This window comes from Lacrimispora sp. BS-2 (assembly GCF_040207125.1).
GTDB lineage: Bacteria > Bacillota > Clostridia > Lachnospirales > Lachnospiraceae > Lacrimispora.
This window is the reverse complement of record NZ_CP157940.1, coordinates 2,261,230-2,285,878: the sequence shown is the minus strand read 5'-3', so window position 1 is coordinate 2,285,878 and position 24,649 is coordinate 2,261,230. Positions and strand designations below refer to the sequence as shown.

Genomic DNA, 24,649 nt, shown 5'->3' with positions numbered 1-24,649 from the left:
TGGGCACGGCAATCAACCGTTATTTCAAAGCAGGTGGGAACCGCTTTGTCTGAGATAAGCGGAAGGTTGTTGTGCCTTTTGCATTTTCCTGTTTTCATAATGTGGGTCTGAACCTGTTGACGGAAACAGCGTTTTCATACTATAATATTACAATAATTTATATGGTGCGCAGATAATGTGATGCAGGAGAGGCGGGGGCTTATGAATCTTACGTCGGCTGAAACTGGTGATGCCGGTATTTACATAGTTGACCAGGATTACAGGATCATTTATCTTAATGAAGCGGCTAAGTCATATTATCCGGATTTAAGAGAGGGAATGTACTGTTATCAGGGGGTTGGGAAAGGAATGGGACCCTGTAAAGACTGTCCGGGTACAGGGGAAAAGTCCGGGCATGTGATATTCTATAATTCTGCCTCAGAGCTTTGGATGGATGTATCCTCTGGTATAATTGACTGGCCCGGACACAAAGGCTGTAAGCTCATCATGTTCAAGCCGGTGGATGAGAAGAATAAGAATCTTTTTTATCATCTGACGGACAACACCGTTTATGATGAGCTTTTTGAATTGAACATTGCCGCGAACGCTTATAGGATCCTGTTTCATCAAAAAGATAAATTCAGGATTCCAAAGCTGGAAGGACAGTTAGACTCTATGTTTCAGGAGGCGGCGAATTTTATAATTCACCCGGAAGACAGGGAGGAATTTTTGGCATTCTGGGACAGGTCCACCCTGTTAGACCGCCTTCATGCAGGCGGAAGGATCATTAAGGGCGAATTCCGCAGGCAGCTGGTGGGCGGGAACTACTGCTGGATCAGTATGATTGCCGTTTTGTTCCGGTGCGGGGATTGTGCGGACCCAATCATCATGAGTTATGTCCAGGATATTGACAGCAGAAAGAAGCAGGAAGTGGAAGCACAGAAAAAGCTTCAGGAGAAGCGGGAAGAAACGGATTCCCTGACAGGGCTTTTCCGTTACGGCCCTTTCTTTGAGAAGGCGGACCAGCTTTTGAAAAAACAATCCGATGCAAGGTATTTTATGGTGGCCATTGATATTGAGCATTTTAAGCTGTTTAATGAATGGTATGGGGAAGAGGAAGGAGACCGATTCCTGATTAAGATCGGAAAATATTTAAAATCCCTGGAGCTGCTGTATGGTTCCCTGGCAGGGTATATGGGCGGAGATGACTTTATCATTATCCTTCCGGAAGACATTTCCATACTAAAAAACCTGGAAGGTGAGATTAATCATTATGCCAGACAGTACGGCGGTAATGCAGGATTTCTTCCGGCTTTTGGCGTCTACCGGATTGAGGACCGGAGGCTTTCGGTCAGCATGATGTATGACAGGGCGGCAATCGCCTTAAACTCCGTAAAGGGAAATTATGCCAAGAGAATAGGCTGGTACGATCCTGGCATGAAACAGAAAATGGAAAAGGACCAGATCCTTCTCTCAGAAATTCAGAGCGCCCTGGAAAAGAGAGAATTTATTTTTTATGTCCAGCCCCAGTGCAACATGCTTACAGGTAAGATCATCGGCCTGGAATCCCTGGTCAGATGGCGGCATCCGCTCCGGGGGCTTATCTCACCTGCAGAGTTCATACCGCTTTTAGAGCAGAACGGGTTTATCACCTATCTGGACATTTATATCTGGGAGATGGTCTGCAGGCAGTTAAACAGCTGGGCAAAGGCCGGGAAAAGACTGATCCCCATTTCCATCAATATGTCCCGCATGGACATCTATGCCATTGATGTTGTGGAAAAATTCAAGGAACTGGTAAGCAGGTACGAGATTGATCCAAGATACCTGGAGATCGAGATTACGGAAAGCGCCTATGCAGAGGATGATGATAAGATGCAAAGGGTTCTTGAGGATCTTCGCAGGGCGGGCTTTCCGGTGTTTATGGATGACTTTGGAAGCGGCTATTCTTCTCTTAACATGCTAAAAGATGTCAATGTTGATGTCATTAAGATCGACACCAAATTCCTGGATATGAATGAAAACAGCCAGAGCCGGGGAATGGGGATTTTAGAGACCATTGTGAGAATGGCAAGGGTCATGCAGATGAAGATCATCGCCGAAGGGGTTGAAAGAAAGGATCAGGTGGACTTTTTAAGAAATATCGGCTGTATTTACGGACAGGGATACTATTATTATAAGCCCCTTCCTGTGAAAGAGGCGGAGCAGCTCTTAATGCAGGAGGATCAGGTGGATTACGGGGGAATCCAGGCCCGCCAGTTAGGGCAGCTGAAACTGGAGGACCTGTTTAATGAAAACATCACCAGCGAGGCGATGCTAAATAATATGCTGGGGGCGATCGCCCTGTATGAAGTGTATGAGGACCGGTGCGAGGTTCTTCGGGTGAATCAGGAATATTACCACATTACAGGGGATAATCCCATTGACATGGAAGAACACAGATGGTTTTTGTTAAACAGAGTTTATAAAGATGACAGGGACTGGGTTTTGAGCATTTTTGAAAAGGCATACAACAATCCAATCCGGGGAGGCGAAGGCATTTTCCGGCAGTACCGCCTAAGCGGGAAACTGATGTGGGTACATTTGCGCGTATTCTTTTTAAGAGAACAGGATGAACACCGTCTGTACTATGGAGCGGTGAGAGATGCCACGGAACAGATGGAGCAGCGTCAGAAGCTGGAGGACTCCCAGAAAATTCTGGGAGATATGCTAAAGCTTTCCGGAAGGGATATTTCCTTTGAGAAGCTTCCTGACCGTCATGCTGCTGTTTCCATGATGGAGACCTATGTGATGCGCCGCCGCTTTCAGCCTTCGGCCCTGGTTTTATTTGAGATTTTGGGACCGGGAGAAGGCTGCGGAGGGGGGAAAGCGGTAAAGCCCCTTTTTGCCCCTTATGTGGAATGCCTGAAACGCTTTTTCCGGGAAGATGATATCATCTGCTTAAATGGCGTATATGAAGCAATGGTACTGTGCAAAAATATCCGGAACAGTGATATGGAACATAAGCTTAAGCGGGTGGAGAAAGCCTTGACCCAGGAACTTTCGGGAAATGAAACAGAGCATTTGTTCTCGATCAATTCTGCGTTTGCTATCATAGAGGCACAGGATAAGGATTTTGGAGATTGCTGTGATAAGGCAAGATCAGCTCTTATACAGTCCAGGAAGCTTGCAGACAGGGAAGCGTGAAATAGGAATAGACCGCTTCCGGTACCTGTGATATAATGAGCGCAAGAGAGCGAAGATGAGCTTGCTCATCGGCGCGAACGGCGAATGTTGATCATGAACCGTAGGTTCATGATATAGGAGCGCAAGAGAGCGAAGATAAAATCACTTCAGGGAAAGGAATAGGATTATGATAGCAGACAAGATGAGACCCCTTGTAGAAAACAATTCCGCCATCCGTGCCATGTTTGAAGAAGGAAAGAAGATGGCTGCCGTGTATGGCAGAGAGAATGTCTATGATTTCAGCCTTGGAAATCCCAATGTGCCGGCTCCGCCGGCGGTAAACCAGGCCATTCTTGACATTATCAGGGAAGAGGAAACCACTTTAATCCATGGATATATGAGCAATGCAGGATTCGAGGAGACAAGAGCTGCAGTTGCCCAGTCCTTAAACAGGCGGTTTGGGACTCATTTTCGTCTGGAAAATATTCTTATGACCGTTGGGGCGGCCAGCGGCATGAACGTGATATTAAAAACCATATTGGATCCTGGCGATGAGGTGGTGGTGTTTGCACCGTATTTTATGGAATATGGTTCCTATGTCCGCAATTATGACGGCGTACTTGTAGTGATATCTCCGGATAAGTCCAGCTTTCAGCCTGATTTAAAGGAGTTTGAGATGCGGATCACCCCCAGGACAAAGGCAGTGATCATCAACACTCCCAATAATCCTACAGGCGTAGTTTATTCTGCAGAGACTCTCAGCCAGATCGCAGGCATCCTTAAGAAGAAGGAAACAGAGTTTGGCACCCAGATCGTGTTGATTTCTGATGAGCCTTACCGGGAGCTGGCCTATGATGGGGTGGAGGTTCCCTATGTGACACCGTTTTTTCATAATACAATAGTCTGCTATTCTTACAGTAAGTCTTTGTCCCTGCCTGGGGAACGGATCGGATATCTGGTAATTCCCGACGAAGTGGAGGATTCTCCAAAGGTCATAGCTGCTGCAGCCGTTGCTAACCGTGTGCTGGGCTGTGTTAACGCGCCTTCCCTTATGCAGCGGGTAATCGTCCGCTGCGTGGATGAACAGGTGAATCTGGAAGCCTATAACAGGAATCGGGAGCTTCTCTATAACAGCTTAAAAGAATATGGATTTGACTGCATCAAGCCGGAGGGAGCCTTTTACTTATTTGTAAAGACACCGGTGGATGATAAAGAATTTTGTCAGTTCTGCAAAGAGCACAGGGTGCTTTTGGTGCCTGGAACTTCCTTTGCGTGTCCGGGCTATGTAAGGATCGCTTATTGTGTGTCCTACGAGCAGATCGAACGTTCTCTGCCGGCGTTTAAGAAAATCGCAGAAGCATATGGCCTGATGGAAAAAGGGGAGGAAGCATAATGAGACCATGGGAAGCAAACATCCGCAGGGTTGCTCCCTATGTGCCGGGAGAGCAGCCAAAGGGAGAAAAGTTAATTAAGCTAAATACCAACGAAAATCCATATCCGCCGTCGAAAGACGTCAGCCAGGCTTTGGCCGGGATGGACTGCGCCTGGTTTCGCAAATATCCGGATCCGGCAGCCACAGTTCTTATTAAAGCCCTTTCAAAAGCTTACGAGGTGGAAGAGGACCGGATTTTCGTAGGAGTAGGTTCTGATGATGTACTCGCAGTCGCTTTTATGACCTTTTTTAATTCCAAAAAGCCTATCCTGTTTCCTGATGTGAGCTATTCCTTTTATAAGGTCTGGGCGGATTTATTCCGGATTCCATATGAAACACCTGACCTTGACGAGGAATTTTGTATCCGGAAGGAAGATTATTACAGGGAAAATGGGGGAATCATATTTCCAAACCCCAATGCGCCTACCGGTCTTTTTATGCCTCTTTCTGAAGTGGAGGATATCATAGCCCATAACCAGGAATCAGTGATAATTGTAGATGAAGCCTATATTGATTTCGGCGGAGAAAGCGCATTAAGACTGACTGAAAAATATGAAAATCTTCTTGTGGTGCAGACCTTCAGTAAATCCCGTTCCATGGCAGGAATGAGAATCGGCTGTGCTTACGGGCATCCGGACCTGATCTGCGCATTAAACGATGTGAAGTATTCCTATAATTCCTATACCATGAATATTCCTTCCCTGGTTCTGGGTGCAAAAGCCCTTGAAGATGAAGCGTATTTTAAGGAAACCCTGGAAAAGATCATAAACACGAGAGAGCAGGCCAAGAAAAGACTTGGGGAACTGGGTTTTTCTTTCCCGGATTCCATGGCAAACTTTATATTTGCCACTCATAGAGAACGCAGGGCAGAGGAGATATACAAGGCTCTCCGGGAAAATAATATTTTTGTCCGGTATTTTAAGCAGCCACGGCTTGACAATCACCTGCGTATTTCCGTAGGAACGGATGAAGAGATGGAGGCGCTGTACAGTTTTTTGAAAGAATATCTTTAGAATTTATTCATTTGTCAGGAAGGCTTTTGGGGAGTATCATATAAGCGGGTGATTAAATATGGAACAAATTAGAAAATATTGCAGACTGATTCTTAATATTGTGATACCGATTTTATTTATATACTTAATTTGCGTGTGGGGACCGAAGCTTTTAAATTTCTTCCTTCCCTTTGTCATTGGCTGGGTCATTGCGGTAATTGCCAATCCGTTGGTGCGTTTCTTAGAGAAACGTTTAAAGATCGTAAGGAAGCACAGCTCCGTGCTGATCGTGGTTGCGGTGCTTGCGCTTATTATAACGGTGCTTTATTTCCTGGTCTCCAAGCTTATTTCCGAAACGGCCGGATTTGCAAGAGATATTCCCAAGTATTATGAATCTGCCTGGATCGAGATTCAGAAGCTGCTTTTGGAAGTGGAGGGGCTTTTGCAGTTCCTGCCCCAGAATATTCAGGACTCTGTGAACCAGTTTTTTACCCATATGGGCGAATATTTAAATGTGATGGTTCAGAAAATCGCCTCTCCCACGGTGACGGTGGCGGGAAATGTGGTAAAGAGCATTCCGGCAGCACTGGTTTATACCATTGTGACGATTTTTTCCTCCTATCTGTTCATTGTGGATCGGGATCGGATTATGGAAGTGCTTCGCCGGTATATACCGGCTGGAGGGGCCAAATATTATCAGTATCTGAAGAAAGATGCCAGGCGACTTGTGGGCGGTTATTTTCTTGCCCAGTTTAAGATCATGTTTGTCATTGCCTCCGTATTAGCGGCAGGATTTCTGGTACTGGGAGTGAATTATGCTCTGCTTCTTGCAGTTATTATCGCCATCCTTGATTTTCTGCCGATTTTAGGAACCGGTACCGTTCTGATTCCATGGGCATTGATCCAACTTGTTGCAGGTGAGTATGCCTTTGGTATGGGCCTGCTGGTTATTTATGTTTTGACCCTGGTCTTAAGGCAGGTCATTCAGCCTAAGATCGTAGGCGATACCATGGGGCTTGACCCTCTTATGACGCTGTTGTTTTTATATCTGGGATTTAAGATAAGCGGGATTGCCGGGATGATTCTGGCAGTACCTATTGGCATGCTGTTTTTAAATCTGTATGAGTTCGGGGCCTTTAATTCTTTTATTGGCAGCGTGAAAACACTGATCCATGATATTAATGCGTTCCGCAGGGGACCGGATTAAATTTTATCATTGATGTAGGAAACATCATGGGGGTATCCCTGTATCCCTGGAAAGCATGAGCAGGAAAGAGGAAACGATGAAAAAGAATACAAAGCTGAGAATAGCCTTATGCCTTGCAGCCGGCCTTATGACTTTAAAAGCAACGGCAGTACCCAAGGACGGATTTTCTTCGGAGGCATGGAAGCTGGAGAACGGACAATATGTGGATGCCTCCGGTATCCCGATTGAAGGCGCCCTGGAAAAGGGAATTACCGTATCAAAGTATCAGAACCGCCAGAATGAGTCAAACGGCGGGATCGATTGGAAGAAGGTGGCACAGGATGGAATTTCCTTTGCCATGGTGCGGATCGGTTATCTCAATGACGTGGATCCCTATTATTCCATAAATATGAAAGGCGCAGCGGAAGGCGGGCTTAAGACCGGTGTATTTTTCTACACCCAGGCTCTTGATACCCACACTGCAATAGAGGAAGCCAGATATGTCCTTCGGATGGTAAAGGATTACCAGATTTCCTATCCCATTGCATATGATGTGGAATCCCAGCACCTTCTTGATAATCGTTTATCAAAGCAGCAGATTACGGACAATATCAATGCATTCTGCAAGACCATTTCGGATGCAGGATACCGGCCGGTGGTTTATGCCAACAACAAATGGCTGACCAATTACATTGATATGAAACAGATACCCTATGATGTCTGGTACGCCAGATATGGCACTGTAAACAACTACAAGAACCGTACCATCTGGCAGTGCACGGACCAGGGAAGAGTGGAAGGGATCGATGGAGATGTGACCATTGAGTTCTCCTTTGCGGATTACAACGCCCTGATTCCTTCGGAAGGCTGGAAAAGTATTGACGGAAACCGGTATTATACCAAAAATTATGTAAAACAGACCGGTTGGATCCAGGTGGGAGGCATCTGGTATTATCTTGATTCCAATGGCATCATGATTCATGATACCACCATGGATATAGACGGAATTACCTATACCTTTGGCTCTGACGGAGCCATGGTACAATGACCTGATTAATGGAGTTTTGACGTGAAGACAGAAAATAATTTAGATACAGATGAAATAAGAGGACTGGTGTGGAGGCTGGCAATTCCCTCCATGCTGGCCCAGTTTGTAAGTGTTTTTTACAGCATTGTAGACCGAATGTACATAGGGAATATCGCCGGAACAGGTGAGATTTCATTGGCAGGGGTAGGAATCTGCGGCCCCATTGTGACCATGATCTCCTCTGTTGCTTTTTTAGTAGGCGTAGGAGGCTCTCCTTTAATGAGCATCCGCATGGGGGAGAAAAACCAGCGGGCGGCCAGTCAGATCCTGGCAAACTGTTTTTTGCTTTTAACGGTTCTGTCGGTGGTGATCACCGTTTCTGCCTTTATGGCAAAGGAAAGGCTTTTGATGTGGTTTGGAGCCAGCGAAGCGACTTTTTCTTATGCCAATGATTACCTTAGCATATGCCTGCTGGGCACTATTTTTGCTCTTTTGTCAACAGGGATGAACCAGTTCATCATCTGTCAGGGCTTTGCAAAGACTGGTATGAAGTCGGTTCTTTTAGGGGCCGTATGCAATATCATTCTGGACCCGGTGTTTATGTTTGTGTTTGGCCTGGAGGTACGGGGAGCTGCAATCGCCACGGTTCTTTCTCAGATGGCTTCCTGCATCTATGTGCTCCGGTTCCTGTTTGGAAATAAGCCCCCTATCCGGATCACCTTTGGCGGTTATGACTGGCAGATCATGAAACGGGTTCTGCTGCTGGGCTTAAGTCCTTTTCTCATCATTGCATTTGATAATATTTTAATCATATTCTTAAACATGATGATCCAGCATTACGGCGGAGAGGGCCAGGGAGACATGCTTCTCACCTGCATGACCATTGTACAGAGCTTTATGCTGATGGTTACCATGCCTCTTGGAGGGATCACCGGCGGGACCCAGACCATATTAGGGTATAATTATGGAGCGGGAAGGCCCGACCGGATTAAAAAGGCAAGCCTTCACATTTCAGGTCTGGCCCTTGGATTTACCACCATAATGTTTATCCTGGCTCATACGGTTCCTGAGTATTTTGTACTCATCTTTACTAAGAATGAGGCTTACGTGAACTTAACGGTATGGGCGATTAAGATTTATACCATGGGCATCATACCTCTGGCCCTGCAGTATGCGGTCGTAGACGGATTTGTGGGAATGGGAGCCGCAAAAGTCGCTATTTCCCTTTCCATGTTCCGTAAGGTGATATTTTTAGGCGGTGCTGCCCTTATTCCGGTCTGGTTTGGAATAGAAAAAATATTTTATATAGAACCTGTCTCGGATTTTATCAGCGTAGCCGTGTCGCTGGCCGTGACTTTACTGGTATTTGAACGGGTCATTAGAAAAAAAGAGACGGAAAACTGTTGACACATGGCAGGAACCAATGGATCCTGGAAGCGTGCTGCAGCCATCATGGAAAAGACGGATACTAAACCATAAAGAAAGACCGCGAAGCAAACGGAATCAGAAGATTCCGCCTGCTCTGCGGTCTTTTCATTTTGGATTAAGAACCGGTTGACTGGTAATGGGACAGTCCGAAATTCCACAAAAGTCCGGCAGGAACCAAAAAGAGACAGGCGGCCAGAGGAAGAAGGCTGTACCGGGGATCAGGAGTCTTTCCCGTAAGATACAAAAAAGGGTAATACTGAAACAGGGCAAAGGGAACCAGGTAAGTACAGATGGTCAGAAGAGTTTTCCCATAGATGCCGATGGGATATTTCCCATATTCTCTGGCTCCGTCAGTGAATACATTCATAAATTCCAGTCCCTCCAGGGTAAAAAAGCATATGGAGGCAAAAATCAGATAAATGGCTGCGAACACCGCCACCCCTCCTGTGATCATGAGGACAACGGTCACAATCCTGACAGGGTTCCAGGTGATGGAGCTGAAATTCAGGCCGTAGGCAAGCATAACGGCAGCCTGCAAAAGCCGGCCGATTCTGGTCAGCTCTATTTTGCTGCATAGGACCAGGAACAGGCTGCCTCTCGGCCGGAGAAGGATACGGTCAAATTCTCCGTTTCCGATGATGGTTTCAAAGGTGTCCAGGCTTCGGAAGATGGTCTCGGCAATCGTATAGGCCATAAGCGTAATGGAAAAACAGAGCAGAACCTCTCCGTAGGAAAAGCCCTTTACTTCTTTAAAACGGTCCATCATAAAGCGCACTCCAAGAAATATATTAAAGGATATTAAAAACTGCCCTATGGTGGTTAAAAGGAAAGAAGCCTTATGCTGCATCATGCTTTTTAAGTGTATGAGAAGATATTTTTCATATAACCGGATTGAATTCATGGTATCCCTCCTTTCAACCGCCCTGGATCACAAGGCGCTTTAAGGCACCCCGTTCCATGATCTGACCCATAACAAGGAACACTGCCAGCCAGAATACCTGTCCCAAAAGGCTTGCATACATATTATATCCTTTCAAGTCTCCGCCGAATATCCGGAAAGGAACATTCTGGGCCGATGCAAAAGGCAAAAAGTTCACAAATTCCCTGATCCCGTCCGGCAGGAAAGGAAGAGGGATGACCGCACCGCTTAAAAACTCGGAAAGGGAGGTGACGATCAGTTTGATTCCCTGGGAGGAAATGGTGTAAAAAACGGACATGTATACCACCATGCCAAAGGCAACTACAAAAAGAAGTCCCAGGGTCATGGACAAAAGGGTGAAAAACCATGTATGGATGGTTCCGGGAAGTGTGAGGCCATGAGGAGCCGGCAGCAGCCAGGCAAACAAAAGGATGGGCATGCACCGCAGGACTGCCTTGGAAAGGCGGACAGCCAGGCTCCTGGTAAACCACATATGGTAAAGGCGGACAGGGCGGCATAGTTCGTAGGCCACATTTCCGGTGGTAATGGAATGAAACAGCTCAGGTTCCCAGAACCAGGTCATGTAAAGGGCCAGAAATGCCTGTTGGAGCCATATGTAGGTGGAAAGTGCCTGGAATTCCATGGGAAAGCTTTCCGGTGCAGCCTCATAAAAGGCCCGGAATAAGAGAATCTCCATAATTCCCCATACGAACTGGGTAACCATGCCGGAAAGAGCGGCAGCCCGGTATTGAAGCCCGTGGATAAAACGGATGCGGAAAAAAGATAAGTATTTTTTCATGGTTTCTTCCTCCTATATCCGGTAATCCCGGTAAAGGGCGGCAATGATCTCATCCAGTGTGGCTTCTTCATTGGGACGGTGTGATTTTAAATCGGAAAGGGTACCGTCCAAAAGCAGCCGTCCTCTTCCAATTAAGAGGACCCTGTCTGCCAGAGCGTCAATGTCCTGCATATCATGGGTTGTAAGAAGGACCGTTGTCTTGTGTTCCCGGTTCTGCTTTCTGATGAAGTCCCGGACCGCAAGCTTGGATACTGCATCCAGACCAATGGTGGGCTCATCCAGAAACAGGATTTTAGGTCTGTGGAGAAGGGAGGCTGCGATCTCACAGCGCATCCGCTGGCCCAATGACAGCTGCCTGGCCGGAGTGCGCAAAAGCTTGCCTAAGGATAAAAGCCCGGTCAGCTCATCAAGGGTTTCCTGGTATTGGTTTGTGGGGATTTCGTAGATGTCGCGGAGCAGTTCAAAGGAATCAAGGATGGGGACATCCCACCAAAGCTGGCTGCGCTGGCCGAACACAACGCCAATGTCCTTTACATGCTTCTTGCGTTCCTTCCAGGGGATACGGCCATTGATCAGGCAGGTGCCGTTATCCGGTGTGAGTATTCCGCTTAGAATTTTGATGGTGGAGCTTTTACCTGCTCCGTTAGGTCCGATATAGCCTACCATTTCTCCGTCTCCTATGGTAAAGGAAATATCGTAAAGAGCGTGGATGATTTCCATCTCTCTGTGAAAAAGGGCCTTCACAGCTTCTGAAAAGCCGGCACTTCTTCTTGCGACCTTAAAGGTCTTGTTCATGTGTTCCACTTGAATCATATAGGTTCCTCCTGGTAGTAATATTTGTGAATCCGTCCTTTCCGGCAGCGGGCAGTTCTTAATGTTAAATAAGAAACCTGTCATGACCAGTCAGAGGATCCCAATATCTTGCCAAGCGGTGAGCGCCATTGGGTCAGCCAATGGAAACGCTGCTCTCCGGAATTAAAAATATCCATTTCCGGGGACTCTACCGTGGTATCAATATTCTCTTTTCCTGAATATCAGATGTGAAATTAGATTGGAAAAGGACCTTTAGTCTACCATTGCCAATAAAGGCTGTCAAGTGCGCAGAAAAAAATGCTTGACAAATTATGAAAAGGTGATAATATAAACATATGAACAGTTATTCATATAATAATATTAGGATTAAGGAGGTACCAAATGGAGCAGGATAGCAAAAAAAACATTCAGGATTATGAAATCGACCAATGCGATTTTATCTGCGTTCATGAAAACGTGGTAAATCAGGTGTTAAAAGCCATGCCCCAGGATCAGGAGCTTCTTGATCTGGCGGATTTTTTCAAAGTGTTTGGTGATGCTACCAGAATAAAAATCCTCTACGTACTCAGTCAGTCGGAGATGTGCGTGTGTGATATTGCCAACCTTCTGAAAATGGGGCAGTCAGCCATTTCCCATCAGCTTCGGATATTGAAGCAGATGCGTCTGGTGAAGTTCCGCAGAGAAGGAAAGACCGTATTTTACTCCCTTGCCGACGGCCATATTGAATCGATTCTGGCCCAGGGGATGGAGCATATCAATGAGTGATTAAGATAATAATAAAAGAATGAAAAAGGAGAGTATAGGTTATGAAAAAGATTGTTAAGCTGGAAGGTTTATGCTGTGCCAACTGTGCAGCCAAGATTGAAGAAGAGGTAAAAAAATTAGATGGTGTGGAAAGCGCATCCTTAAGCTTTATGACCCAGAGGATGACCATGGAAGTCGAAGAAAACAGATCAGATGAAATTATGGAAGCGGCAAGAAAGATATCAAATAAAATCGAGCCGGAAGCAGAATTTAAGGTATTGCGGTAAGAGAAAAGGAGCGGCTATGACGAAGAAACAGAAACAGATGGCAATAAGACTTGTGGCCAGCGCCTTGTTTTTTGCGGCAGGAATGATTGTGGAAGAAAAAACAGTCTGGTACTGGATGCTTTTTTTGATCTCCTATCTGGCAGCAGGATATGATATTCCCTTAAAAGCACTCCGGAATATTAAAAACGGCCAGATTTTCGATGAAAACTTTCTCATGACAGTGGCAACCTTCGGTGCTATCGGCATCGGGGCTATGGAAGAAGCGGTAGGAGTTATGCTGTTTTACCAGGTGGGTGAACTCTTTAATGACTACGCGGTAAACAAGTCCAGAAAGTCCATCACCGAGCTTATGGATATTAATCCGGAATATGCAAACCTGCTCCGGAATGGGAAAGAAGAGAAAGTAGACCCTTATGAAGTGTCTGTTGGAGACAGGATCGTAATAAAGCCGGGAGAAAAGGTGCCTCTTGACGGCATCGTCGTAAAGGGGAACGGAGGATTGGATACCAAGGCCCTGACCGGAGAATCCATGCCTGTGGAAGTGAAGGAAACGGATGCAATATTCAGCGGTTCCATCAACTTAAACGGTGTTTTAGAGGTTGAAGTAACAAAGATCTTTGATGACTCTACGGTTGCAAAGATTCTGGAGCTGGTGGAAAATGCCAGTTTTCGAAAGGCAAAGGCCGAAAACTTCATTACCAGGTTCGCAAAAATCTATACGCCGGTGGTGGTAGGCCTGGCGCTTATCCTGGCAGTGATTCCTCCCCTGGTGTTTGGCGGTGAATGGGGAACCTGGATTTACCGTGCCTGCAGCTTCCTGGTTGTCTCTTGTCCTTGTGCGCTGGTGATATCCGTGCCTCTAAGCTTTTTTGGAGGGCTGGGCGCTGCCTCCAGACATGGGATTCTCATGAAGGGAAGCAATTACCTGGAAGCCATGGCTTCTTTGGAAACCGTTGTCTTTGACAAGACAGGAACCCTTACAACAGGGAAATTTAAGGTTACAGATGTAGATCCTTTAGAAGGAACAAAGGAAGAGCTTTTAAGGCTGGCGGCTTATGGGGAGTTTCATTCCAACCATCCCATCGCCTTATCGGTGAAGGAAGCCTATGGAAAGCCTATTGATGAGAGTTTTATCGAAAGTGTGGAAGAAATTGCAGGATATGGCATCAGAGCAGAGATTAAAGAGGATGACAGAGAGCATGAACTTTATATCGGCAATGCAAGGCTTATGGAGCAGCAGGGAATAGCAATCACTGATCAGGGCACTGTAACAGGAACGTCCCTTTATGTGGCGGATGGAGGGCGCTATCTTGGCTCCATTACCATTTCCGACACCATTCGTGAAGATGTGCCCATGGCCTTAAAAGGATTAAAGGCAGCCGGAGTAAAGAAGCTGGTGATGCTGACTGGTGATAAGCCGGAGGTAGGTCAGGCGGTTGGCGAAAAGCTGGGTCTTGACGAGGTTCACGGCGGATTGCTTCCCGGTGATAAGGTAGGAAAAGTAGAAGAGCTGTTATCAAGAAAACAGGAAGGGCTTAACCTGGCCTTTGTGGGCGACGGCATCAATGACGCTCCGGTCCTTGCCCGGGCAGATGTGGGAATTGCCATGGGAGGAATCGGCTCCGATGCGGCGGTAGAAGCCGCGGATGTGGTGATCATGACAGATGAACCGTCAAAGATTATAGATGCCATTGCAATCGCAAGAAAAACCGCAAGAATTGTCAGGCAGAATATCATTTTTGCCATTGGAGTGAAAGTGCTCATTCTTCTGTTGTCGGCGGCAGGAATTGCCACCATGTGGGCAGCCGTATTTGGAGACGTAGGCGTCTCGGTACTTGCTATTTTAAATGCAATCCGGGCGTTAGCATATCAAAGTAATAAATAAAAATATTGACAAATTTTTTTCAAGCTGTTATATTTTACACATATGACGGGGTGGTGCGAAGATGGTCCATTGATGTGAGACTGTATTCGCCTACCCTTTTTCCTGTTACAGGAAAGCAGGGTTTTTATGGTTTTTAAGAAGGGAGATAGCATTATGAGCAAGTACAGCAAAGAAGATATATTCCGGATAGTAGAAGAAGAGGATGTGGAATTTATCCGTCTTCAGTTCACTGATATTTTCGGTATGCTTAAGAATGTTGCCATTACAAAAAGCATGCTTGGGAAGGCTCTTGATAACCGCTGCATGTTTGACGGTTCTTCCATTGAAGGCTTTGTAAGAATAGAAGAATCCGATATGTATCTTTACCCGGATCTTGATACTTTTGAGATTTTTCCGTGGCGCCCCCAGCAGGGGAAGGTTGCCCGCCTGATGTGCGATGTATATAGTCCGGACAGGACGCCTTTTGAAGGTGATCCCAGATTTGTGCTCAAAAAGGTGTTAAAGAAAGCAAAAGATATGGGATTTGAATTCCATGCGGGACCAGAATGTGAATTCTTTCTTTTCCATACGGATGAAGAGGGACGTCCCACAACGGACACCCATGAAACGGCAAGCTATTTTGATGTGGCACCCATTGACCTGGCTGAGAACGTCCGCCGGGATATGGTGCTGAATCTGGAAGAAATGGGATTCATGATCGAGGCTTCCCACCATGAAATTTCGCCGGGGCAGCACGAAATCGATTTTCAGTATGCAGAAGGCATGGTGACAGCGGATAACATCATGACCTTTAAAATGGCGGTAAAGTCCATTGCCAAGCGCCACGGACTTCACGCTACCTTTATGCCAAAGCCCAAGGCAGGCGTCAATGGCTCCGGAATGCACATCAACATGTCCCTGTCTGATTTAAAGGGCAACAATATGTTTGAGGACCCATCCGATGAGCTTGGCTTAAGCAGGACTGCCTACCAGTTTATAGCCGGAATCCTTTATCATATGAAAGGGATGACCATACTCACCAATCCACTGGTCAATTCCTATAAACGCCTTGTTCCCGGATACGATGCCCCGGTATATATTGCATGGTCAGCCAAGGCAAACAGAAGCCCTTTGATCCGTATCCCTGCTTCCAGAGGGGCAGGAACAAGGATCGAGCTTCGCTGCCCGGATCCTGCCGTCAACCCATACCTGGCTTTAGCCGCCTGCCTGGCTGCCGGTCTTGATGGAATAGAAAAAGAGATGACTCCGCCGGAGAGCGTTGACAGGAACATTTTCGCCATGCTGCCGGAGGAGATTGTGGAAAAGGGAATTGAGCATCTGCCGGAGACTCTGGGAGAAGCCATCGAAGCTTTCCGTAAGGACGATTTTATGAAAAAAGTGCTGGGCGAACACATCTTTACCAAATACCTGGAAGCCAAGGAAACCGAATGGCATCTGTTCCGGGCCCAGGTAACAGATTGGGAAGTGGAAGAATACCTGTATAAATATTAATGTTTTCTGGTACGATTATCTGGAGGTGAGAGTGTTTGACCAATGTGATAGTGGCATTTTCCAGAGAAGAGGATGCAAAAAATATTAAAAATATTCTTGTGAGGAACGGCTTTACGGTAGCAGCGGTCTGCACCTCCGGTGCCCAGGCGGTAAACAGCGCCGACGAGCTGGGCAGTGGAATCGTTGTATGCGGCTGCAGGTTTGCAGATATGGTATTTTACGAGCTTTACGAATGTCTTCCAAAAGGCATGCAGATGCTTCTTTTGGTGTCCCCCAGCCAGTGGAGCGGCAGAGCGCCTGAAGGTGTGGTCTGCCTGGGCCATCCATTAAAGGTACAGGACCTGGTAAGCACCCTGGAAATGATGGTGGAATCCCTTGCCAAAAGGCGGAAGAAGTTAAAAAGCCAGCCAAAAGAGCGGAACAGCGAGGAGAAGGAATTGATCAGAGAGGCAAAGGAGCTTTTGATGGAACGGAACCATATGTCTGAAACGGATGCCTACCGGTACATCCAGAAATGCAGCATGGACAGCGGAACCAATATGGTGGAAACCGCCCAGATGATCATGAGCCTGATCAATCGATAGTTATGGGAGAGAATGATGAAATTTACAAAGATGCAGGGAATCGGTAACGATTACGTATATATCAACTGTTTTGAGGAATCCGTGGAAGCTCCGGAGGCGCTTGCGAAAAAGGTCAGCGACCGTCATTTTGGCATTGGATCCGATGGGCTGATCCTTATCTGCCCGTCCAAAACAGCGGACTGCCGCATGAGGATGTTCAACGCCGACGGCACGGAGAGCCAGATGTGCGGCAACGGCATCCGCTGTGTAGGAAAATATGTTTACGATCATCATCTGGTGAAAAAGACGGAATTCGATGTGGAGACAGGGGCAGGGATCAAGCACTTAAAGGTTAAGCCTGAGAATGGCCGGGCTGTTCAGATCACGGTGGACATGGGAGTGCCAAAGATCACCAGCCAGGTGCCGGAGACGATCTGCATTGAAGGAAAGGACTATGAGTTCATCGGCATTTCCATGGGAAATCCCCATGCCATTTACTATATGGACCACATTGACGGCCTGGATTTAGAGACCATTGGGCCTGCCTTTGAAAACCATGAGCGTTTCCCGGAACGGACGAATTCGGAGTTTATCCAGGTGGTGAACCGGAATTACATCCGCATGCGGGTGTGGGAGCGGGGCAGCGGGGAAACCTGGGCCTGCGGGACAGGAGCCACCGCCAGTGCGGTTGCCTCAGCCTTAAGCGGCCGCACCTCCCAAACGGTTGAGGTGGAATTAAAGGGCGGCAATCTGACCATCCACTGGGACCGGGAAGGAAGCGGCCATGTGTTCATGACCGGGCCGGCAGTAGAAGTATTTGAGGGAACATTTGACATAAATAATCTTTAAGGTAACAGGAGGAACCTATGGTAAAAATCAATGAAAACTACTTAAAGCTTCCGGGAAGCTATCTTTTTTCCACCATTGCAAAAAAGGTAAATGCCTTTACTGAGGCAAATCCCCATAAGAAGATCATCCGTCTGGGAATCGGCGATGTGACCCAGCCCATTGCGCCGGCCATTATAAACGCTCTTCATGAAGCAGTGGATGAGATGGGGCATAAGGAGACCTTTCATGGCTATGCACCGGATCTGGGCTATGGATTTTTAAGGGAAATCATTGCAAAGGAAGATTACGTTTCCAGAGGCTGTGACATATCCCCTGATGAGATCTTTGTCTCGGATGGGGCAAAGAGCGATTGCGGAAATATCCAGGAGATTTTTGATGAAAGCTGCCGTATCGCTGTCTGTGATCCGGTTTATCCGGTTTATGTGGATTCCAATGCCATGGCAGGAAGAACGGGGGTATATGAGGAAGAGGCAGGTAAGTGGAGCAATGTGATCTATATGCCCTGTACAGCTGAAAACCATTTTGTACCGGAGCTTCCAAAAGAGACACCGGATCTCATTTACTTATGCGTTCCAGGCAATCCCACCGGTACGACCCTGACAAGGGACCAGTTAAAGGTATGGGTGGATTATGCCAATAACAATGGCGCGGTGATCCTTTATGATGCTGCCTATGAAGCTTATATCGCTCAGGATGACGTGCCCCATTCCATCTTTGAGATCGAAGGTGCGAAAACCTGTGCCATCGAATTTCGTTCCTTTTCCAAAAATGCAGGCTTTACCGGGGTCCGCCTGGGCTTTACCGTCATTCCAAAGGCCTTGGTAAGGGGAGGGGTTTCCCTTCATTCCCTATGGGCTAGACGCCATGGAACCAAATTTAACGGTGCCCCCTACATCGTTCAGAAGGCAGGGGCAGCGGTCTATTCGGCCGGGGGAAAAGCACAGCTAAAGGAACAGGTGGCCTATTACATGAGAAATGCAAAAGTCATTTACATGGGGCTAAAGGAAGCCGGCTGCCAGGTTTATGGCGGCGTCAACGCTCCATATATCTGGTTAAAGGTACCGGCGGGAATGACCTCCTGGGAATTTTTTGACCGTCTCCTTGAAGAGGCCGGCGTGGTGGGAACTCCTGGAAGCGGATTTGGGCCAAGCGGCGAAGGATACTTCCGTTTGACCGCATTTGGCACCTATGAGAACACCCTGGAAGCCATTGACCGGATCAAGAAAATGCCATCCCTTAAAAAATAAGCATTGACAAGTTTTTGATGATTGGTTATGATAAATTTAAGAAAGATCCATAAAAATGGAGTTTTATTTAAAAGAACAAAAGCGTTCGGTGCCCTGGCGGTACTGACGCTTTTCTTCTTTTTAGGAGGAAGAAATGGATGACATCGATAAGAAAATAGTGAAGACATTACAAAAGAATGCCCGGGCATCCCTAAAGAATATAGCGGAAACCACCTTTCTGTCTTCTCCCGCAGTTTCCGCCAGAATTGAAAAGCTGGAGCGGGAAAAAATCATCACCGGATATCATGCTGCGGTGGATTCAAGGAAGCTGGGATATCATATTACCGCATTTGTAAGTCTTGATGTTTCTCCGGCGGATAAAATCCGGTTTTATGGGGAAATGGAGTCCATTTCCAATGTACTGGAGTGCAACTGTGTCACAGGAGAATACTCCATGCTGATCAAGATGGCCTTTCCAAGTACCATGGAGCTGGACATTTTTATTGGGCAGCTCCAGAAATATGGAAAGACCAGCACTCAGATCGTATTTTCAACTCCGGTAGGGCCAAGAGACATGGATGTAATGGCGGAATTAGGAGAAAAAGAATAAATGTGGTACAAAAAAGTGGTACCGAGAAGGCTGCTTTTACATACTTTATATAATAGAAGTATGTGAAGGGAGTTTTTCTTTTGGCTGAGAGAATGATCGTAGTAATAGATGCCGGTCACGGCGGCACGGACCCAGGTGCGTCCTATGGCGGACGGCAGGAAAAAGATGATAACTTAAGGCTTGCGATGGCTGTGGGAAGAATTCTTGCAGACAACGGAATTGATGTCAGATATACCAGAACTGACGATACCTATAATACGCCCCTTGAGAAGGTCACCATGGCCAACGACACGGAAGCAGATTTCTTTGTTTCCATTCACCGAAATGCAATGCCGGTTCCAGGTACCGGTTCCGGAATAGAGGTTCTTGTATTTGAAGATAATGGGACATCGGGCATGCTGGCAAAAAACATAGGCGAAGCCTTAAATAAGACGGGATTCGCCAATTTAGGCACAGTGGAACGTCCGGGTCTGGTTATTCTCAGGCGGACAAAGCTTCCAACCGTTATGGTGGAAGTTGGATTTATTGATAACGAAATGGATAATGATTTGTTTGATCAGAATTTTCAGGATATTGCCCAGGCCATTGCAGATGGCATCCTGAATTCCATAACGGAACAGGAAGATACACGTCCTGAATATTATCAGGTGCAGACAGGAGCATTCCGGGTTCACACTCTGGCTGAAGATGAGGTTAATACTTTAAAGGCCCAGGGGTTCCCGGCATTTGTAGTCTATGAGGATGGACTTTATAAGGTTCGTGTAGGAGCATTCCGCAATATTGACAATGCGGTGCGCATGGAGCAGACTCTCAGGCGGCTCGGATATAATACGTTCATGGTAAAAAGACCGGCTGTGTCTTGAGATCTGGCCGCAGGGACGCAGGCTTAAAAAAAGCAGCGCTCTGCGGCTTTTTGACATCCGCTTAAAGCGCTGTCAGTAATGGCTGGAACAAGGGGAAATATGTATTAGAAGCGGTTAAAAAGGCATAGGATATACCATATATATAAAATTCAGGAGGAATTGTTTGAAGTATATCAGTGAACTTTTAAAGGGTGTTATCATTGGTGTGGCGAACATACTTCCCGGCATAAGCGGGGGAATGCTGGCCATTACCATGGGAGTGTATGATAAGATTATTCATGCGGTAACGCAGCTGTTTAAGGAGCCTTTAAAAAGCCTTCGGGTTCTCTTTCCCTATGGGGTGGGAGCGGTGGCAGGCATTGTTTTTCTTTCTCTGGCATTTGAATATCTTTTTCATACATATCCGCTCCAGACCAAAATGGCATTTTTGGGCATGATCGGCGGCGGGCTCCCTTCCTTGTTTCAAAAGTCATTTTCAAAAGACCGGGCAGACAGAAGGAAAGGAATATTAACGGCTGCCCTTACCTGCGGTGTGGTCATTCTCATCACCTTTATCGCTGAAACAACCATTACCTCCGGCAGCAGCGGGGAGGGAATGAATATGGCTTCCGGCGCGGCTTATCTTTCCTCTGAAAAATTCTGGGTATTCACGCTGTTTTTCGTGGGCCTGGTAGCTGCGGCCACCATGGTGGTTCCGGGGGTGAGCGGGTCCATGATTATGATGATGCTGGGTTTTTACGAACCCATACTGCAAACAAATAATGCCTGCATAAGAGCCCTTTCTACCCTTGATGTCCAAAGCCTTTTGTCCAATGGAGTGGTGCTGGCACCTTACATAACTGGCCTTTTCATAGGCGTTTTTCTATTTGCCAAGGTGGTGGAACGTCTGCTCACCCGCCATGAACGTCAAATGTACCGGGTTATTATAGGCCTGGTATTTTCCTCTCCTTTTGTCATCTTGTGGGATATGCCGTGGGAAAGAGTGAAGCTGTATGAGCTTTTGGGAGGAATTGCTCTGGCTTTGCTTGGATATGTGGCGGCTGAGCTGCTGGGGGGAGAAGGATAACATAGGACAGGAAAATAAAAGGAGAAAGGTCTTTTAAATGAAATAAGACCTTTCTCCTTTTTTATGAATACTCTGCGATTCGTGTGATCCCTACATAAATGTGGGAAATTCTGTACCATGTGGCAAAATCAATGATGCCGGTTACCGGAAGCCCGAAAATGGACTGGAACTGCCGGACTGCTTCAGCGGTGGCAGGACCATAGATTCCATCGGCTGTGATACGGGGAATCGCGGTATAGACGGTAGCGATTGTATCAAGCTGTTCCTGGACCTGTTGGACCTTATCTCCGCTGGCACCGATGGTTAAGTTATAACCGGGGAAGGATGAGGGGATCCCGGATACCTGCTCGGCGGTGTTGATATACATATTGCTTCCATAATAGTGCCGCAGTATCTCAATAGCGGAATAGCCCTGTTCTCCAAGGGTGCAGCTCCCCCACTGGGACATCCAGTTCGGGCACTGGACCCTGTGGCCGTCACAGTACTGGGTAAGTATGGGCTGCCTGATGCCGGGGCGGGACAAGTAACTGTTGAAGATTTCATCGACAATCTGGGAAATACTTTCATAAATGTTTCGTCCATAGATCCACTTATGGTCAAAGGCTGTGGAAGATGTTATGGTAAAATCATAACCCTGGTTCCTGTACCATTCCGTATAAACGCGGTTTAAGGTAAAGCTCATAATTGCCAGTACATTGGCGGTTATGGAGGCGCGGGGCCAGGTGGCGTAAATTTCGCTGGAAGCCACGTTTTTAATATAGTCAAGATAGGGAACGTAATAATTTTTAGCTGTGGGGTCGGTAGGAACCCCATCGTGGACCACGATTGTCTGAGGCACAACCACACGGCTTAAAACAATTTCTCCCGTCTCTGCCGTAGGTTTTACTTCAGCCTCCGCAATTTTAGGAGGATATTCCCCATATAGGGTGTGGTCCGGGATAACAATGGGAACGTCCGGAGATACTTCGTCCTCGATGGGAATCATGCGCACCGGCTGTATGGCCGTGGTATCCGGAAGGATTTCCGTGCCGGAGATGGCGACGGGCTCAAAGCCCTGGGCCCGGATGTTGATTGTGTATTCCGAGTAAGGCTGGGCAAGGCCCGGGGATAAGCTTAAGTCAATGGGAGGAGCGGCAAGGTTGACCTGCTCTGTCTGGCCGGATGAATTGGTGGTAAGATGTTCCACTGTACTTTCAGGATCTCCTTTGTAGGCAATGGAAACCTCTGCATCCCGGATGGGAAAGTTATTTTCCTGGGAAACCACATCTACCTGAAGAATGCCGGAAGCAGCGGTTTCCTGTGCCACAGCTGTCATGTATTTTTTCATAGAATGCCCCTTAATGAATTGATTATTATTAAATATATTAAGGGGGAAAGGGAATAATTACAAAAGCTCCCGCAGGTTAAATATAAAATTTAATCCTGCGGGAAGCTTTTTAAAAAAAGGATGATTTTGGTTCTTGAAACATGGACTCCACATAGTTTCGCATTTCAACCCGGCTTTCAATGGTTCTTGCCCCGTCTACAATCCTGTCTCTCTCATGTTCCGTAAGGCCGGCAAACCGTGTCAGAATATCCGAGTGCTGCGCTAACTCCATGGTAAAGCCAATGGGCAGTTCGCTGTTATCAATCATATTTTATCACCTCAGCCTTAGTCTGTGCGGTTTGTCCCGAAAGTATACTTTTGAAAAAACAGCCATGTATTTTGTGTTTTTTTAGTTGTGATAATTCTTTACTATACTGAAAAAGAATGTATAATATATCTAAAGGTATCGCTTTTTATGTACATCATGTAAAAATCCGGAGGATCTATTACAAAACAAGAGGTGACGTTATGGTAAATAATTTGGTATTGCAAACAGATTTTGGACAGGGAGATGGCGCTGTATCTACGATGTATGGAGTAGCGTATTCTGTAAATGACAAAATAGTTGTATCGGATTTAACCCATGAGATCCCGCCATACGATATTTGGGTGGCAAGCTACAGACTGTATCAGACTGTTAAATACTGGCCGGAGAATACGGTGTTTGTATCTGTTGTAGATCCTGGAGTAGGTTCGGACAGAAGGTCAATTGCAGTTAAGACAAAATCAAATCACTATATTATCACTCCTGACAATGGAACGTTGACTCACATTATGCATTATGATGGAATTACGGAAGTCAGAGCCATTGATGAGGTGAAAAGCAGGTTACCATATTCAGAGGAGAGCCACACATTCCATGGAAGAGATATCTATGCCTATAACGGAGCCCGGCTTGCAGGAGGGGAGGTTGCTTTTGAAGATCTTGGTAGAATAATTCCTATAGAAAGTATAGAAAGATTAAAGCTGGTGGATGCAAGAAAAGACGGTAAGTCGGCCTTTGGAAGTATCGATGTTCTAGATGTCAGATTTGGATCGATCTGGACGAATATTCCGAATGAGTATATAAAAGATATCGGTATAAAGCATGGTGATAATCTTGAAGTTAAGATATTCCATAAAGATAAAAAAGTGTACCAGAATATAATTTTATTTGCAAAAAGTTTTGCGGATGTTAAAGTTGGCGAACCATTGGTTTACATCAATTCTCTTGTAAATATAGGCGTGGCAGTAAACCAGGACTCTTTTTCAAATCTATACCACATAGGAACAGGGGAAGACTGGACTATAGAGATCAGAAAGGCTCCGAGAGTTATATATGAAGAGGACTGATAAAAACCGGCAAATGCTGCAGACATTAGCGGCGGAATGGAGAGTAAAATGAAAAATAAATTTTCAGTAAGAACCGTTGTGGCCATTGGAATAGGAGCGGCTGTTTTTGTGATCCTGGGAAGATTTATGGTGATTCCTACGGGGATTCCCAATACAAACATGGAGCTGACCCATCCCTTTGTGGCACTTATGGCTGCCATATTCGGACCTTTAGCAGGAGGACTCATTGCACTCATCGGACACGCATTAAAGGATTTTACTACATATGGATCGGCATGGTGGTCCTGGGTTGTGTGTTCCGGTATCATGGGTGTGATTTATGGCCTGATCGGTAAAAAGATTGACATTGAGCACGGGATTTTTGGTAAAAAGGAACTTATCTTTTTTGTAATATGTGAGGCCATAACTAATATGGCAGTATGGGGAATCGTTGCTCCGACCCTGGATATTTTAGTATATTCTGAGCCTGCAAACAAGGTATATCTGCAGGGGATTATTTCAGGTGTCGTTAATACTGTGGTCACGGCAGTGGTTGGCGGAATCCTGATGAAAGCCTACGCTTCCACAAAAACAAAGGAAGGAAGTCTTAAAAAAGATTAATAAGCAAAGGATTTACAAAGAAAAATG

General features: G+C 46.4%; 23 protein-coding genes. 18 read left to right on the top strand and 5 right to left on the bottom strand.

The genetic code is table 11. The annotated features are described in order from the left end of the window. Window positions 1-201: 201 nt before the first annotated feature. The 6 genes from ABFV83_RS10890 (at window position 202) to ABFV83_RS10865 (ending at window position 9,188) form a co-directional block, all read left to right on the top strand. Complete coding sequence (locus ABFV83_RS10890; RefSeq protein ID WP_349943772.1) at window positions 202-3,165, top strand: EAL domain-containing protein; 2,964 nt, start codon at window positions 202-204, stop codon at window positions 3,163-3,165. A gap of 166 nt (window positions 3,166-3,331) precedes the next feature. Further along, entirely contained in the window at window positions 3,332-4,537 is a 1,206-nt protein-coding gene (locus ABFV83_RS10885) for a pyridoxal phosphate-dependent aminotransferase (RefSeq protein ID WP_349943770.1), read from the top strand. Continuing rightward, entirely contained in the window at window positions 4,537-5,589 is a 1,053-nt protein-coding gene (gene hisC, locus ABFV83_RS10880) for a histidinol-phosphate transaminase (RefSeq protein WP_349943768.1), read from the top strand. Before ABFV83_RS10885 ends, hisC begins: the two co-directional genes overlap by 1 nt. A gap of 58 nt (window positions 5,590-5,647) precedes the next feature. After that, a complete protein-coding gene (ytvI, locus tag ABFV83_RS10875; RefSeq protein ID WP_349943766.1) occupies window positions 5,648-6,775 on the top strand; it encodes a sporulation integral membrane protein YtvI in 1,128 nt (375 codons plus the stop codon). Between the two features lie 76 nt (window positions 6,776-6,851). Next, a complete protein-coding gene (locus ABFV83_RS10870; RefSeq protein ID WP_349943764.1) occupies window positions 6,852-7,802 on the top strand; it encodes a GH25 family lysozyme in 951 nt (316 codons plus the stop codon). Between the two features lie 21 nt (window positions 7,803-7,823). Continuing rightward, window positions 7,824-9,188 (top strand): MATE family efflux transporter, encoded by a 1,365-nt coding sequence (locus ABFV83_RS10865; protein WP_349943763.1) that lies wholly within the window; start codon window positions 7,824-7,826, stop codon window positions 9,186-9,188. 136 nt (window positions 9,189-9,324) lie between these two features. Here the strand turns inward: ABFV83_RS10865 and ABFV83_RS10860 are convergent, their stop codons facing one another. Genes ABFV83_RS10860 through ABFV83_RS10850 form a run of 3 tightly spaced genes read right to left on the bottom strand, consistent with a single transcriptional unit; the run spans window position 9,325 to window position 11,740 of the window. Then, a complete protein-coding gene (locus tag ABFV83_RS10860) occupies window positions 9,325-10,110 on the bottom strand; it encodes an ABC-2 family transporter protein (protein WP_349943762.1) in 786 nt (261 codons plus the stop codon). 13 nt (window positions 10,111-10,123) lie between these two features. Then, window positions 10,124-10,927, bottom strand: coding sequence for an ABC transporter permease (locus tag ABFV83_RS10855; protein WP_349943761.1), 804 nt, complete (start codon window positions 10,925-10,927; stop codon window positions 10,124-10,126). Window positions 10,928-10,939: 12 nt separating this feature from the next. Further along, window positions 10,940-11,740 carry an ATP-binding cassette domain-containing protein gene (locus ABFV83_RS10850; RefSeq protein ID WP_349943760.1) on the bottom strand — a complete coding sequence of 267 codons (801 nt, stop codon included), beginning with the start codon at window positions 11,738-11,740 and terminating at the stop codon, window positions 10,940-10,942. A gap of 405 nt (window positions 11,741-12,145) precedes the next feature. On the opposite strand from ABFV83_RS10850, the gene ABFV83_RS10845 reads away from it, so the two are divergent. The 10 genes from ABFV83_RS10845 (at window position 12,146) to ABFV83_RS10800 (ending at window position 21,324) form a co-directional block, all read left to right on the top strand. After that, complete coding sequence (locus ABFV83_RS10845) at window positions 12,146-12,505, top strand: metalloregulator ArsR/SmtB family transcription factor (protein WP_349948911.1); 360 nt, start codon at window positions 12,146-12,148, stop codon at window positions 12,503-12,505. Between the two features lie 41 nt (window positions 12,506-12,546). Further along, entirely contained in the window at window positions 12,547-12,771 is a 225-nt protein-coding gene (locus ABFV83_RS10840; RefSeq protein WP_054738068.1) for a cation transporter, read from the top strand. Window positions 12,772-12,787: 16 nt separating this feature from the next. Beyond that, window positions 12,788-14,656 carry a heavy metal translocating P-type ATPase gene (locus ABFV83_RS10835; protein WP_349943758.1) on the top strand — a complete coding sequence of 623 codons (1,869 nt, stop codon included), beginning with the start codon at window positions 12,788-12,790 and terminating at the stop codon, window positions 14,654-14,656. 153 nt (window positions 14,657-14,809) lie between these two features. Next, window positions 14,810-16,147, top strand: a complete 1,338-nt coding sequence (gene glnA, locus ABFV83_RS10830; protein ID WP_349943756.1) for a type I glutamate--ammonia ligase — start codon at window positions 14,810-14,812, stop codon at window positions 16,145-16,147. A gap of 35 nt (window positions 16,148-16,182) precedes the next feature. Next, window positions 16,183-16,731 (top strand): ANTAR domain-containing protein, encoded by a 549-nt coding sequence (locus tag ABFV83_RS10825; protein WP_349943754.1) that lies wholly within the window; start codon window positions 16,183-16,185, stop codon window positions 16,729-16,731. Between the two features lie 15 nt (window positions 16,732-16,746). Beyond that, window positions 16,747-17,559, top strand: a complete 813-nt coding sequence (gene dapF, locus ABFV83_RS10820) for a diaminopimelate epimerase (RefSeq protein ID WP_349948910.1) — start codon at window positions 16,747-16,749, stop codon at window positions 17,557-17,559. Between the two features lie 17 nt (window positions 17,560-17,576). Then, window positions 17,577-18,806 (top strand): LL-diaminopimelate aminotransferase, encoded by a 1,230-nt coding sequence (locus ABFV83_RS10815; RefSeq protein ID WP_349943753.1) that lies wholly within the window; start codon window positions 17,577-17,579, stop codon window positions 18,804-18,806. Window positions 18,807-18,939: 133 nt separating this feature from the next. Next, window positions 18,940-19,395 carry an Lrp/AsnC family transcriptional regulator gene (locus tag ABFV83_RS10810; protein WP_349943752.1) on the top strand — a complete coding sequence of 152 codons (456 nt, stop codon included), beginning with the start codon at window positions 18,940-18,942 and terminating at the stop codon, window positions 19,393-19,395. Window positions 19,396-19,487: 92 nt separating this feature from the next. Next, window positions 19,488-20,258, top strand: a complete 771-nt coding sequence (locus tag ABFV83_RS10805) for an N-acetylmuramoyl-L-alanine amidase (RefSeq protein ID WP_349948909.1) — start codon at window positions 19,488-19,490, stop codon at window positions 20,256-20,258. Between the two features lie 163 nt (window positions 20,259-20,421). Beyond that, complete coding sequence (locus tag ABFV83_RS10800) at window positions 20,422-21,324, top strand: DUF368 domain-containing protein (protein ID WP_349943750.1); 903 nt, start codon at window positions 20,422-20,424, stop codon at window positions 21,322-21,324. Between the two features lie 61 nt (window positions 21,325-21,385). On the opposite strand, the gene ABFV83_RS10795 is transcribed toward ABFV83_RS10800, so the two are convergent. Next, entirely contained in the window at window positions 21,386-22,651 is a 1,266-nt protein-coding gene (locus tag ABFV83_RS10795; protein WP_349943749.1) for a peptidoglycan-binding protein, read from the bottom strand. A gap of 109 nt (window positions 22,652-22,760) precedes the next feature. After that, window positions 22,761-22,958 (bottom strand): hypothetical protein, encoded by a 198-nt coding sequence (locus ABFV83_RS10790; RefSeq protein ID WP_349943748.1) that lies wholly within the window; start codon window positions 22,956-22,958, stop codon window positions 22,761-22,763. Window positions 22,959-23,158: 200 nt separating this feature from the next. Here ABFV83_RS10790 and ABFV83_RS10785 point away from each other — a divergent pair, with 200 nt between their 5' ends. Both ABFV83_RS10785 and ABFV83_RS10780 read left to right on the top strand, forming a co-directional pair. Beyond that, window positions 23,159-24,022 (top strand): S-adenosyl-l-methionine hydroxide adenosyltransferase family protein, encoded by an 864-nt coding sequence (locus ABFV83_RS10785; protein ID WP_349943746.1) that lies wholly within the window; start codon window positions 23,159-23,161, stop codon window positions 24,020-24,022. A gap of 48 nt (window positions 24,023-24,070) precedes the next feature. Further along, window positions 24,071-24,622: an ECF-type riboflavin transporter substrate-binding protein gene (locus tag ABFV83_RS10780; protein WP_349943744.1), complete on the top strand. Its 552-nt coding sequence runs from the start codon at window positions 24,071-24,073 to the stop codon at window positions 24,620-24,622. The last annotated feature ends 27 nt before the right edge of the window (window positions 24,623-24,649 follow it).